Source organism: Novosphingobium sp. (assembly GCF_027489515.1).
GTDB lineage: Bacteria > Pseudomonadota > Alphaproteobacteria > Sphingomonadales > Sphingomonadaceae > Novosphingobium.
This window is the reverse complement of record NZ_JAIXZS010000083.1, coordinates 66187-80479: the sequence shown is the minus strand read 5'-3', so window position 1 is coordinate 80479 and position 14293 is coordinate 66187. Positions and strand designations below refer to the sequence as shown.

At 65.9% G+C, this 14293-nt stretch carries 7 protein-coding genes; 3 read left to right on the top strand and 4 right to left on the bottom strand.

What is annotated here, in order from left to right:
- Positions 1-28 precede the first annotated feature (28 nt).
- Positions 29-1051: a LacI family DNA-binding transcriptional regulator gene (locus Q0082_RS14420; protein ID WP_298193886.1), complete on the top strand. Its 1023-nt coding sequence runs from the start codon at positions 29-31 to the stop codon at positions 1049-1051.
- Positions 1052-1173: 122 nt separating this feature from the next.
- Here the strand turns inward: Q0082_RS14420 and Q0082_RS14415 are convergent, their stop codons facing one another.
- The 4 genes from Q0082_RS14415 to Q0082_RS14400 form a co-directional block, all read right to left on the bottom strand.
- Positions 1174-2352, bottom strand: a complete 1179-nt coding sequence (locus tag Q0082_RS14415) for an ROK family transcriptional regulator (RefSeq protein ID WP_298193885.1) — start codon at positions 2350-2352, stop codon at positions 1174-1176.
- Entirely contained in the window at positions 2349-3221 is an 873-nt protein-coding gene (locus Q0082_RS14410; protein ID WP_298193882.1) for an ROK family protein, read from the bottom strand. The genes Q0082_RS14415 and Q0082_RS14410 overlap by 4 nt, the downstream gene beginning before the upstream one ends.
- Positions 3218-4792, bottom strand: coding sequence for a tryptophan halogenase family protein (locus tag Q0082_RS14405; protein WP_298193880.1), 1575 nt, complete (start codon positions 4790-4792; stop codon positions 3218-3220). Before Q0082_RS14405 ends, Q0082_RS14410 begins: the two co-directional genes overlap by 4 nt.
- A gap of 129 nt (positions 4793-4921) precedes the next feature.
- Entirely contained in the window at positions 4922-7930 is a 3009-nt protein-coding gene (locus Q0082_RS14400; RefSeq protein ID WP_298193877.1) for a TonB-dependent receptor, read from the bottom strand.
- Between the two features lie 236 nt (positions 7931-8166).
- Here Q0082_RS14400 and Q0082_RS14395 point away from each other — a divergent pair, with 236 nt between their 5' ends.
- Positions 8167-10707 (top strand): glycoside hydrolase family 3 protein, encoded by a 2541-nt coding sequence (locus Q0082_RS14395; protein WP_298193874.1) that lies wholly within the window; start codon positions 8167-8169, stop codon positions 10705-10707.
- Between the two features lie 101 nt (positions 10708-10808).
- Positions 10809-14228, top strand: coding sequence for a LamG-like jellyroll fold domain-containing protein (locus tag Q0082_RS14390; RefSeq protein ID WP_298193872.1), 3420 nt, complete (start codon positions 10809-10811; stop codon positions 14226-14228).
- Positions 14229-14293: the final 65 nt, after the last annotated feature.

Here is a 14293-nt window from a genome sequence, read left to right as displayed (position 1 = left end):
GTTCCCACCACGAGGCGGCCCCACACCTATGAGCAGACCCAAGCGGGCCACCATTGTCGACGTTGCGCGCATGGCCGAGGTTTCGGCGAAGACGGTCAGCCGCGTCGTCAACAACGAACCTCACGTAACCGAAGCGGTGAAAACCCGCGTGCGCGAGGCGATGCGCGCGCTGCGCTATCATCCCAATGTCGCGGCACAAGGCCTCGTGCGCAGCCGCTCCTATCTCATCGGCCTTGTCTACGAAAAGCCAAGTCCCTCTTACGTCGTCGAACTGCAGAAGGGCGCGCTCGAGCGACTGCATGGCGAGCGCTTCCGCCTTGTCGTGCTGCCGGTTGAATCCGTCACCGAGCGCGAGGACGAGATCATCGCCCTGCTGCGCTCTGCCGCGCTCGACGCCGTGCTGTTGGCCCCGCCGGCTTCCGATCATGCCGGCCTCATGGCCGAACTGCGCGAGGCCGGGATGCCGTTTGCGCGCATCTCGCCCACGCGCCTCCTTGGCAATGGCCCCTCGGTCGCAATGGACGATGTCGCCGCCGCGCAGGAAGCGGCCGAGCATATCGTTTCGCTCGGCCACAAGCGCATCGGCGTGATCAAGGGCGACCCCAGCCACGCCGCTTCCGATGCGCGCCTGGTCGGCACGATGCAGGCGCTGGCGAAGGCGGGCATTACGCTGCATCCGGAACTCATCGAGTCCGGGCTGTTCACCTTCGATTCCGGCCTTGCCGCCGCGCGCCGCCTGCTTGCGCTCGATCCGCCGCCGACCGCCATCCTCGCCCAGAACGACGACATGGCCGCCGCTACCGTCGCCGCCGCGCGCGAATGCGGGCTCCATGTGCCGGAGGATCTCTCGGTCGTCGGCTTCGACGATTCAGATATATCCCGTGTCGTCTGGCCGCCGCTCACGACGATCCGCCAGCCGGTCGAGGACATGGCCTACCGCGCGATGGACATGCTGCTCCATGTGCTTAAGGGCGAGCCCGAAGGCGGTGACATCCACCTTGCCCACGAGCTGCTGATCCGCCGCAGCACCGCCCCGCCGCGGGCTGGCTGAACAGGCCTCCCTTCACCCCTCACTTGTCATTGCGAGCGTAGCGAAGCAATCCAGAGCGATCGCGCGTTACGCTCTGGATTGCTTCGCTGCGCTCGCAATGACGAAGTTCGTATGGGGCGGGTTCAGGAAACAGCCTCGGCCACCAGCGCGAGGTCGTCGAACGAAAGCAGCGCCGCGCCCACCGCCGAGGCATCTTCGGCCAGCGCGGCAGGCATGACCGGTGCAATCGCCGGGCAATCGCGCCCGCCGCTGCGCAGGAAGAGGTTGGTCCGCTGCGTCAGGCGTTCTAGCAGCGGCATTGGCAGCCGCCCGCCCACCAGCACCACGCCCGGATTGATCAGCAGGTTTACCGCCACCAGCGGCTGCACCATTGCGCGCGCGCATTCCTCGATCCACTCATCATGGATGCGCTGCAGCGCCGCGTCGCCGGAGATCGCCTCGCCATGCGCGAAGGGTGATCGGCCCGCCTGCGTCAGCCGCCGGTTGAGACCGGCGATCGAGACGATGGACTGCAGCGGCACCATGGTTCCGCCTTCTCCCGGCACGGACATGAAGCCGATCTCGCCGCTCCGCCCGTCCGCACCGCGGTCATATTGCCCGCCCACGACCAGCCCGCCGCCAAGGCCATAGCTGATCAGCACATAAAAGAAGCTCGCCTCCTTCTGCCCGCGCCCGAACTGCATCTCGCCGATGGCGGCGGCGGCAGCGTCGTTCTCGATGAAGATGGGCTTGCCCAGCGGTTCGGCAAACAGTGCCTCGAGGTTTGTGGCGGACCACTGCGCATAGTCCCCCGGCATCCCCGGCAGATCGATCACGCCGAGGCCATCGGGCAGCGCGAGACCAATCCCGGTGATCGCTTCGGCCTCCACACCCGCCATTGCCAGCAGCTTTTCAAGATTGCGGCGATAGAAGCTGCGCACCTGTTCGGGCAGCGCAAAGGCAATTTCCTGATCGAGCCGCGCCTTCACCGTCCCGGCAAAATCGGCGAGCACCATCGTGATATGATCGCGGTCTACATTCAGACCGATGGCATGCGCGCCCTCGGCATTGATTACGAGCCGCGTCGCCGGCTGTCCGCGCCCGCCGCGCTGCATGCCCGCGGTGCGCAGCAGCCCGCGCTCCATCAGGCGCCGGGTGATATTGGTGACGGTGGGATGGGCAAGGCCGGTCTGCCGCGCCAGTTCCGCCTTGGTCAGCGTGCCTTGGGCGCGGATGGCGCGCAGCACGATACGCGTGTTGTGTGCGCCAGCGTCCTCGATGGTCGCGCCGCGATAGCCGCTGCGCGGCAGGCCCAGATTCACGATCCAGCGCCCTCCAGCACATCGAGTGCGATCGCCACCGCTCCCATCGGCCCGGCCTGATCACCCAGCACCGGCGCGCCGACGCTGAAAGCCGCCTGCGCATAGCCGCCCAGGCTTGCCCGCACGGCCGCATCAACCCGCGCCACGAGTTCGGGCCGGCCGGTCAGCACGCCGCCGCCCAGCGCGACGCGCTCGGGTGCCCCGGTGAGCACGATGGTATGGACGAGCCGTGCAAGAACATGGACGAATGGATTCCATATCGGATGCAATTCGTCCAGTGCCTCCCCGGCCACGCCGGACCTCGCCGCGAGGGCCGGTCCGGCGATCAAGCCCTCCACGCAGCCGCCGTGAAACGGGCATGTGCCAGGCGCATCGTCGCCCGGCAGGCGGTCGACGAAAACATGCCCCATTTCACTGTGTGCGCGGCCTGCCATCGTCCGTCCGCCCACGACCAGCCCCACGCCGACCCCGGTGCCGACCGTGACATAGGCGTGATTCGCCATGCCGACCGCGCCGCCCCAGCGGCCTTCCGCCAGTGCCGCGCCGTTCACGTCGCTGTCGAGCCCGACCGGCAGGTGGTAGCGATCCTTCAAATGCGCGGCGAGGCCGAAGCCCTGCCAGCCCGGCTTGGGCGTCGCGAGGAAAGTGCCGAAATCGGCCGCAGTCCGGTCGGTACGGATCGGCCCGAAGGCAGCCACGCCGATGGCCTCCACGCCGTATGCTGCCATCCATCGATCGAGGATCGCAACCAGATCGCCAACCGTGGACTGCGCATCGCGCGTCGGCACGCGGTGCTGATCGATCACCTCGGCGCCATCAGCCAGCGTGGCCACGCACTTGGTGCCGCCGAGTTCAAGCCCTGCGATCATGCGCCGCCCCCCGCAGAACCACCCCAGGTCTGCTTGAAGTTGGGCCGACCTTTGAGTGCAGGATCAAGCAGCCGCGCCAGCATGTCCTGATGCGTGGGCGCCGCACGGCGATAGCGGCCCATGACCTCGCTGATCTGCCCGATCACGCGCCGCACCTCGCCGAAATCGGCCGCATCGGCCAGCGGATCAAGCGCGTCCGGCACGATGCCCATGCCAGCGCCCACGAAGAACCAGCTGATATCGGCAAACAGTTCACGCCGCCGCGAGACGATGCGCCCTGTCCGGCGGAACAGCTCGAGCTTGGCGGCCAGACTGTCCGGCAGCGGATTGGAGCGCACCTCGTCCCAGAACGGCTCGCCGTGCCGCCGGTTGGGCACATAATGCAGCAACAGGAAATCGCGGATATGCGCATACTCATCCGCCGCCTCACGGTTATACGCCGCCGCCAGCGCAGGATCGCAGGTCCAGTCCGGGAAAAAATCGAGCAGCCGGTTGAGCGCGGTGTGAATGAGATGAATGCTCGTCGATTCCAGCGGTTCCAGAAACCCGCTCGAAAGCCCGACGGCGAGGCAGTTTTTCACCCACATCGCCTTGCGGTGCCCTGCGGTGAAGCGCAGGAAGCGCGGCTCGGCCAGTGCCTCGCCCTTGCCCTCTCCCGATGCCGCAATGCGCAGCGTCTCGGCCGCCATGTCGTCGCTGATGAACCGGCTCGAATAGACATAGCCATTGCCCACCCGCGATTGCAGCGGGATGCGCCAGCGCCAGCCTGCCTCGTGCGCTGCGGAGATCGTGTAGGGCGCGGGCGGCCCCACGGTCGCCGTCGGCATCGCCACCGCGCGGTCGCAGGGCAGCCACCTCGTCCAATCCTCGTAGCCGGCGTGGAGCGCCTCCTCGATCAGCAGCCCGCGAAAGCCGGAGCAATCGATGAAGAAATCGGCCTCGACGCGCCGCCCATCCTCGAGCCGGACCGCAGCAATCGCGCCGTCTTCGGCCATCTCGCAGCCCGCGATCCGGGCGTCCACATGCTTCACCCCGCGCGCGGTGGAATGCCTCCGCAAGTACTCCGCCACAAGTCCCGCATCGAAATGCAGCGCGTAGTTGAGCGCCCCACCCGGATAGCTCCCGTCCGGCGGCGGGAACGCGAACTTGCCGTCCTCCGCCAGCGCGATAGCCGGGCACAGATCGGCCATGCTTTCACCGTGGCCCGCCGCCTTGTTCTTCCACCAGTAGTGGTGAAACGGCCGCTGGTTGATCGTCACGCCCAGGTTGCCGAACGGGTGCCAGTAGGAATGGCCGCGCTCGAGCCAGTCGTCAAAGCGGATCGCCAGCTTGAACGTTGCCTGGCAATGACGAATAAAATCAATTTCATCGATGCCGCAATGGGCAAGAAACTCGAAGATCGGCGGGATCGTCGCCTCGCCCACACCGACAGTGGGCACGTCGCTCGATTCGATCAGCGTGATCCTGCAGCCAGACGGCGCGAGCACCGCGGAAAGCAGCGCCGCTGCAGACCAGCCCGCCGTGCCGCCGCCGACAATCAGAATGGAGCGCAAGGGTTCAGGGGTCATCATGGGTCCGGTTCGATGCTGGCGGTCATCCGGCCTCGAAACAAGGCCTCACGCGGCCCGCCGGACAAGAAAGGGGGGAAGGCCCGCGAAGGCCCTCCCCCCAAGAGGCTCCGAGGGAGGTGGAGCAATCCGTCAGAAGTTGAACTTCACGCCCGCGAAGATGCGGCGCGAGCCCGATTCATATCGGAACGGCAGTTCGGGGAACTGCAGGTAGGTCTTGGTGTTTTCCTTGTTCAGGTTGATGCCTTCGAGGAACACGTTGAAGTTCGGCGTCACCTGGTAGGAAATCTGTCCGTCGAGCTGGCCATAGGGCTTCTGGTAGATGCCGAGCGTGCGCGTCACGCCGCCATCACCAAATCCGAAGTTGCCGAGGTACGACTTCGAGCGCCAAGAGTACGAGGCACGCGCCGCGAACCCGCTCTTCTCGAAGTAGACCTGCCCGTTGAACGAGTGCTTGGAAACGCCCGGCAGCGGCAGACCCGTCTCGAAGTCGTTGCTGAACTCGGTGCTCGTATCCGAGAACGTGTAGTTCGCGGTGAAGCCGAGACCGAACGGGAAGGCATACTGCGCCGCCAGTTCGAAGCCCTTGACCCGGCCGCCCTTTCCGTTGACCGGCTGCGACACCGGACCGACACGCCCGCCGCCCTGGTCGTTGACGAAGACCGGCACGGTCTGCGTCACGACGAAGCTGTCGACTTCCTTCCAGAACACGCCGGCCGAAAGCAGACCCTGCCGGCCGAAGTAGTATTCGACGCCCAGATCGAACTGGTAGGCGCGGAACGGATCGAGCGTCGCGTTGCCGCGGCTGCCGCTGGTGAACAGGAACTTGTCGGTCGCCGCATCGCGGGTGAAATCGGTCGCGAACCCGCGGCCGAGATCGAACAGCGGCTGGCGCGAAGTCACGCGGGCGGCCGAGGCGCGCACCTTGATGTCCTGCGTCGCATCGACGACCACGTTCACGCTCGGCAGGAAGTCGGTGTAGGACCGCTCGACGCTCGAGGTGTCGAAGTCCTTGACCACGCCGTTCCAGCTGTCCGTGCCCCAGTACGTCGGGTTCGCGGTGCCCTGGTTCTGGTCCACCTTCAGCTTGGTATCGACAATGCGCAGGCCCACGTTGACATGGAAGCTGTCATCCTTGCCGCCGATGTCGGCCATCACGTAACCGGTCTTGGTCTCTTCCTTCACGAAGAAGGTCTGCAGCGGATCCTCGAAGAAGCTGAACGGCGTCGAGGGGTAGAGGTTCTGGATCCACTTGAGCGCATTCACCATCTGCGCGCGGTTCTGGATCAGCGCCTTGCCGCCCGGAATGTTGGGATTGACCAGCGTCTCGACGCGGCCCGAACTGCTCGTGAAGGTATCGTAGGGCGTGATCAGCGCCGGCGAATTGCCAAAGCGGCTGCAACCCTTGAACGCCGCCGGCTTGTTCGCTTCCGGAAGGTCGCAGATCTTGTAGCCGATCGCGCCGTCCTGGAAGTAGCCATAGGGCGTATAGTTGTAGTTGAAGGTCGGATCGCGTTCGGCGAGCGGGATCTTGGTCGCGTCGATCTCGCCCTTGCCCGAATAATCGGCCAGATAACGGCCCGAGGTGAAGTCCACCGTGCGCTGGCCATAGCGGAAGCCGGCGCTCAGCGTGATCTTGCCTTTCTCCGAAGGATCGACATCCCAGGCAAGATCGGTGCGGATCGAGTGGCCCTTGATCTTCGAGCGGTCGCCGAAGGCCCAGTGCGATTTGAAGAAGCCGTAAGCCGGGTTGCTGAACAGGTCCTGCGGGCTGCCCGGCGCAATGCCGAAGCGCGGCAGTTCGCCGTTGCTGTAGGTGAAGTCGAAGGTGGCAGGCGCCGCGCTGTTGAGCGCAACACCGTTCTGCAGCGCACCGCCGACTGCGCCCTGCCGCACCGTGTACTTGGTGAAGCGCACGTCGTTGTTGGCCACATCGCGGAACAGCGAACCGTTTGAATAGGTCGCCTCGACATTGGCGCGGAAGTTCGAGCCGTTGTCGAACTTGGTGCCGAACTGCACGTTGTCTGACTTGATGTTGGACTCGTCGACCACCGAGATCGCCTCGGCCGACTGCGCCCGCACCGTGCCGCTTTCAAGGACGCCGTTGCTGTTGATCTTGTAACCGGGCAGCAGACCGAGCGATTCGCCCTGGCCGAACGGGAACTTCACCGAGCCTTCGCGCGTGTCCACCTTGAGATCGGAGTGGAAATACTGAAGGTCGAGGCTCAAGGTGTCGGTCGGACGATAAGCAAGCCCCACCGAGACACCCCAGCGCGTGCGGTACTGGTCGCGGTCGGTCAGATAGCGGTATTCTGGCGCGTAATAGTTGGTCGGCACCGTGGCGGTATCGCGGCGGCCGGCGCCGAAGGCCCAGTTGCCGCGGTTCTCGCCGCCCAGAATGTCGAAGTGGGCGTTCGTCTTGCTGTAGCTGCCCGAGACGATGATGCCGAACTTGTCGTTGAAGTTGTAGCTCGCGACCACAGCGCCGGTCGGCTTCCAACCGTCGATGCCGTTGGCCTTGTTGAGCCGCGCGTTGCCCGCGACGGTCAGGCCGTTCTTGAGATCGAGCGGATTGCGGGTCTTCAGGTTGACGATACCGCCAAGGCCACCTTCGAGCAGCGAGGCGTTGGGCGACTTGAACACCTCGACACCGCCGATGAGTTCGGATGGCACGCTTTCAAGGCTGTCGGTGCGGGTGAAGTTGCCTTCGCCGACCTTGAACACTTCCTGGCCCGTCACGAACAGCTCGCCGTTGAGCACGGTGAGGTTCTGCTCGAGGCCGCGGATGCGCACCTTGGTACCCTGGCCGTTTTCGCGGTCGATCTGGATGCCAGGCAGGCGCTGCAGCGATTCGGTGATGTTCTGATCGGGGAACTTGCCGATGTCCTCAGCGCTCACCGATTCGAGAATGAGATTGGAATTGCGCTTGGCATCAAGCGCGGCGGCCAGAGACTGGCGGAAGCCGGTGACGACGATCGGCGCGGCGCCGTCATCGGCTGCAGTGGCATCAGCCTGCGCGGTCTGCTGCGGTGCAGCCTGCGCGGCGGCGTTGCCTGCGGCCAGCAGCGCCACGATCGACGCTGCGCCCATAAGCCCCGTCTTGGACAACAGCGTCCGTGGACGCACGAAACGATCAGTCATGGTCTCTCCCCTTGCAAGTTGAGCGGCGAGCCCCGCTTTCAACGGGGTCTCGCCGCCTTTCCGGTTGTCCGGCCGTTCTGCGATGCAGATTTGGCCGGAAGCGTGTGGCACGGTTGAAATACGATCATCTTGTCCGTATTGTCAACGTTGTCATTCATTTTATATCACCATCCTTCATTATTAAAGTATCCCGACATGGTCAACCAGAGACGGGAAACGGAGAGGAAAGCCAAGGAATGAAGCGGATTTCGCACCTTGCCGGCCCCAAGGCCGCCATGGCCTGCATGATGGCTCTCACGGCCTGTTTCGCGCCCACTACCCCGCTTGCGGCACCGGCAGTGGCCGCGCCCGAGTCGGCTGCGAACGTTCACCCGGAACAGTGGCCGCGAATCGCCTGGCCCACCGTCGTCACTTACGCGGACGAGACCAAAATCACCCAGCTTCTCAAGCAGATGGATGCAGCCTGCAAGGTCGGGCAAGTCATCCAGGGCGATATCGCCAGCCTCACGCCCGAAGATGTCGCGCGCTACAATCTCGGCTCGGTGCTCAACGGCGGCAATTCCGGACCCGGCGGCAATGACCTCGCCCCGGCTTCCGAATGGCTCCGATTCGCGGACCTGTTCTACAACGCCTCGATGCGCGGCCGGCCCGGCTGCCCGGGCATTCCGATGATCTGGGGCACCGACGCCGTCCACGGCCACAGCAACATCATCGGCGCCACCCTCTTTCCGCACAACGTCGGCCTCGGTGCGATGCGCGATCCCGATCTGATCGAGAAGATCGGCGCCGCCACTGCCGCCGAAATCCGCGCGACCGGGCAGGAATGGACCTTCGCTCCCACCGTCACCGTCCCGCAGGACTGGCGCTGGGGCCGTGCATACGAAGGCTACTCGTCCGATCCCGCGCTCGTCGCCAGCTATGTCGGCCGCATGGTTCGCGGCCTGCAGGGTCCACCGACGAAGGACCGCGTGCTCGCCGGCCCCCATGTCATCGCCAGCACCAAGCACTTCCTCGCCGATGGCGGCACCAAGGACGGGCACGATCAGGGCGACGCCGAGATCGACGAGACCACGCTCCGCCTGGTCCACGGCGCGCCGTATCTCCCCGCGATCGAGAACGGCGTCGCCACGGTAATGACCAGCTTTTCGAGCTGGAACGGCGTCAAGATCGCCGGCAACAAGGGCCTCGTTACCGATGTGCTCAAGGACCGCCTCGGCTTCGGCGGCTTCGTCGTGACCGACTGGAACGCGCACGGCCAGATCGCCGGCTGCACGAACGCCAGTTGCCCGCAGGCGCTTCTCGCCGGGGTCGACATGTACATGGCACCCGACAGCTGGAAGCCGCTCTACCAAAGCCTGCTCAAGCAGGTTCAGGACGGCACCGTGCCGATGTCCCGCCTTGATGATGCCGTAAGCCGCATCCTGCGGGTCAAGCTCCGCCTCGGCCTGTTTGAGATGGGCGCGCCATCAACCCGGCCACTCGCGGGCCAATGGAACCTCCTTGGCAGCCCAGAACACCGCGCGATCGCCCGCGAAGCCGTGCGCAAATCGCTGGTCCTGCTCAAGAACACCGGCGTCCTGCCGCTGAAGAAAGGCGCGCGCCTGCTCGTCGCGGGTGACGGCGCTGATGATGTTGCCCGCCAGTCTGGCGGCTGGACGATCACCTGGCAGGGCACCGGCCTCACGCGCGAACAGTTCCCCGGCGCGACCACGCTGTGGGAGGGCCTCAAGGCCGCGGCCGAAGCCAGCGGCGGCAGCGCGCAACTCGCGCCCGATGGCCACTTCAAGGACAAGCCCGATGCGGCAATCGTCGTTTTCGGCGAAACGCCATACGCTGAGTTTCAGGGCGACATCCGCTCGCAGCAACTTCGCAGCGACCTCACTGCCCCCCTCGCCACGATGAAGGCGCTGAAGGCGCAGGGCATCCCCGTCATTGCGGTCATGCTCACCGGCAGGCCACTTTTCGTGAACCCGGAGCTCAATGCCGCCGATGCCTTTGTCGTGGCGTGGCTGCCGGGTTCGGAAGGCGGCGGCGTCGCCGATGTGCTCTACGGCAAGGACGGCGCAGACTTCACCGGCCGGCTCCCCACCGCATGGCCGCGCACGGCGCGGACCGGCGATGATCCGCTCTTCGCCTATGGCTACGGGCTTTCGATGGCCGGAGGTGCTGCAGCGTGGACATCGCTGCCCGAAGATCCGGGCGTCGCGGCAGAGGCCGTCCCCGGCGTCTATCTCCAACGCGGGCAGGCCGCTACGGGCTGGTCGCTGGTCCTTACCGATGCCTATGCCGCCCCGCATGTCGTCGGCCCGGTCCCTGCCGCTACCCCCGGCGGCCGCATCTCCATCGCGGCCATCGACAAGGATGTGCAAGAAGGCGCCCGCCGGATCGTGGTCGCCGCTGGCCACCAGCCCGCCATGATCGCGCTCGAAGCCGCCACCCCGCACGATCTCTCGCGCGAGACCAACGGCGATGTCCTGCTGCTGCTCAACATGCTGCTCGATGCCAAGCCCGGCGCACCCGTTACGGTGTCCGCCCGCTGCGGCAACGGCCCTTGCGGCGCGTCGGTGCCGTTGCCCGAGCTTGCCACGATGCCGGTCGGCACATGGCTGACCCTCGCCGTTCCGCTCAAGTGCCTCCTGCCAGCCGGATCGGCCAGCAATGCGGTTTCCAGCCCGCTCGTATTGAGCACCCGTGGCGCGCTCTCGCTCGGGCTGGCAAGCGTGACGCTGGGCACGAAGGGCGATATCCTCGCCGGGTGCAAGGCTATGGTCAAATAATGCATTTATTATGCATTATAAGTTGGCTATACTGACTGCAATTGATTGCGTTGTCAGATATCCGGGCATGACAGACCCGGGTGCGGGGAGAGAAGTACGCCATGCCCAAGTCCCAGCGCCGCCTGGCGCCGCTTTTCCTTGCCGCCAGCGCACTGGCCCCGGCACCGCTGTGCGCCGAAACTCCGGTCAATGGCGGGCCCTACAACGTCCGGATCCTCGAAGGTGGCATCGGGATCGAGCGCGAAGTGCAGAGCGCCAGCGCGAAGGCCACCTTCACGCTCTCGGCGTGGGTCCAGCCTGCGCGAATTCAGCCTGGCGAAGTCACGCTGATCCAGCACGGCCGCGCCGATTGCGCACCGTGCCGAGCGCTCGTGCTCGTGGATGGCCGCCCTGCCCTGCGCCTCGGCAAGACGCTGCTGTCGAGCGCGGCGCCGCTGGCCCCCGGACGCTGGAGCCATCTCGCCGCCACGTTCGATGGCAAGACCGCAGGCCTCTACATAGACGGCAAACCCGCTATCCAGCAGGCTGCCGCGCTTTCCGCTGCCGATCGGCGTATCGCCATCGCGCCGCCGCTCCCGGGTATGCCGCATTTCGCCGGCGCCCTCGCCTCTGCCCAGATCGATGACACCCCGCGCGATCCCGGCGCACTTTTCGCCGCGCGTCCGGATTTCGCCACGGTCCAGTTCCACGATGTCGGTGTGGGCTGGCCGTTCCAGCGCAAGGCCAATATCGGCCTTACCGAACAGCAGGACCCCTGGTTGCTGCCTCGCAGCGAGACCCCTCCCAGCATCCCGCGCGCCGTTCCGGTCACGCCCCAGCCCGCGCTCGTCCCCACCGCCCCCGGCCAGTGGCAAGTAAACGGCTGGAAACTGATCCCCGCTCCCGATCTCGCTGCACCAGATGGCGCCGCGCTCTCCCGCCCCGGCGTCGATACCGCGAAGTGGCTCGCCGCCCGCGTCCCCGGCACCGTGCTCGCCACGATGGTCGACCGCGGCATCTATCCCGATCCCTATTACGGCTTGAACAACCTCGCGATCCCGGAAAGCCTCGCCCGGCAGGACTACTGGTATCGCGCCGCATTCACCGTCCCGCCAGAGGCTGCCGGCAAGTCTCTCGCCTTGCGCTTCGACGGCATCAACTACGCCGCCGAAGTCTGGATCAACGGCACCCGCATGGGCGCAACCAAAGGCGCCTTCACCCGCGGCCGCTTCGCCTTCACCCCGCGGCCCGGCGAAAACATCGTCGCCGTGCGCGTCAGCCCGCCGCCGCATCCCGGCATCCCCCACGAACAGTCGGTCAAGGGCGGCGTCGGCGAAAACGGCGGCCAGCTCGCCATCGATGGCCCCACTTTCGTCGCCACCGAAGGCTGGGACTGGATCCCCGGCATCCGCGACCGCAACACCGGCCTGTGGCAAGGCGTCACGCTTGAGGCGACTGGCCCCATCCGCCTCGGCGATCCCCACGTTGTCACGGACCTTCCCCTTCCGCGCACCGACAGCGCGGACGTCACGATCACCGTCCCGGTTCTCAACCCCGGCACTGCACAAGTTTCGCTTACGGTGACGGCAAAGATCGGCGAGATCACCCTCACCCGCACGGTCACCGCCGCCCCCGGCGAAACCACCGTCACCTTCTCGCCGCAAACCGACCCCGCGCTCCGCATCGCAAATCCGCGCCTGTGGTGGCCCAACGGCTATGGTGACCCCGCGCTCTACACGCTCACCCTCAGCGCCGCCGCAGGGGGCCAGCCGTCAGACACCAGATCCTTGCGCTTCGGCATCCGCGAGGTCAGCTACGAACTCTCGCTGTTCGATCACGAAAGCCGATTGAACCGCGTCGAAGTCGATCCCACCGACGCAAGGCCTGGCGAACTGCCGCTGATCGATGTGCGCCACCAGGCGATCAAGCAGACCCCGCTCGGCTGGGCGCAAAGCCTCACGCCCGCAGGCGAGAAGTCCCCCGCCGTCCGCCCCGTCCCGCCCTCCATCGCGCTCCCGCACCTCACTCTGCGCGTCAACGGCGTCCGCATCGCCGCGCGCGGCGGTAGCTGGGGCATGGACGATGCGATGAAGCGCTTCGGCCGCGCCGAGCTCGAACCGTATTTCCGCCTCGAACGCGAGGCGCACATGAACGTGATCCGCAACTGGATGGGCAACAACACCGAGCCCGCCTTCTACGATCTGGCCGACGAGAACGGCATGATGATCCTCAATGATTTCTGGCAGTCCACACAGGATTTCCAGATCGAGCCCGAGGACCCGCAGCTCTTTCTCGCCAACGCGGCAGACACCATCGCGCGCTTTCGCAACCACCCCAGCATCGTGGTCTGGTTCGGCCGCAACGAGGGCGTGCCCTACCCCGCGCTCAATGAAGGCCTCGATGCGCTGGTCACAAGGCTGGATGGCACCCGCTGGTACACCGGCTCCTCCAACGTGGTGAACCTGCAAGGCTCCGGCCCCTACAACTACCGTCCGCCGGAAGGCTATTTCACCGATCTCGCCTCGGGCTTCTCGGTCGAAACCGGCACGCCTTCGCTCGCCACCCGCGAAGCCATTGAAGCCAGCGTGCCCGCCGCTGACCGTTGGCCGCTCGGCGATACGATGGCCTACCACGACTGGCACTTCAGCGGGAACGGCGACACCCGCACCTTCATGGATACGCTGGCTGCGATGTTCGGTCCAATTTCGGATTCTGGCACCAGCCTCGCCGATTTCGAGCGCAAGGCGCAGATGATGAACCTCGAAACGCACAAGGCGATGATGGAGGGCTTTGTCGGCCACCTCTGGACGAAGAACTCGGGCCGCCTGTTCTGGATGACCCACCCCTCGTGGCCCTCCAACGCGTGGCAGCTCTACAGCTCCGACATGGACACCCACGCCGCCTACTACGGCGCCCGCGCCGGGGCCGAGCCGGTGCATGTGCAGCTCAATCTGCCCGACAATCAGCTCACGGTGATCAACACCACGCGGCAGGATCTGCCGGGCCTCATCGCGAAAGTGCGCGTAACCGATCTCACGGGCCGGACCCTGCTGCAGCGCGAGAACCCGTTGGTGGCCCCAGCCAACACCGCAACCGCGCTGCCGCAAATCGATCTCGCCTCGCTGATGGCCGATGGCAGCATGGTGCTCGTCGCGCTGGAACTGACCGATGCAAAAGGCGCGCCGCTCAGCCGCAACCTCTACTGGCGCGGCCGCGATCCATCCGCCTATCGAGCGCTGAACGCGATGCCAGCCGCCGCGATCAGCCTCAGGGCTACCTCTGGCCAGCCCCAAGGCAGCGACCGCCCGCTCACACTAACCCTTGCCAATATCGGCAAGACTCCTGCGCTCGCGATCAAGCTTACCGTGCTCGACAAGGCGGGAAAGCGCGTGCTTCCGGCCTACTTCGAGGACAATTACGTCGCGCTGATGCCGGGTGAGACGCGCACGCTGACTGTCCGAGTACCCGCCACTGCCAAGCCCGCCAGCATTGCGCTCCGGGGCTGGAACACACTGGAAAGCGCGGTAAAGATCGCGCCGTAGGGGACAGACAGGCCTCCTGAAGCCGGCCCAGAACCAGAACGAAAATCAGAACCCGTCCACTACCC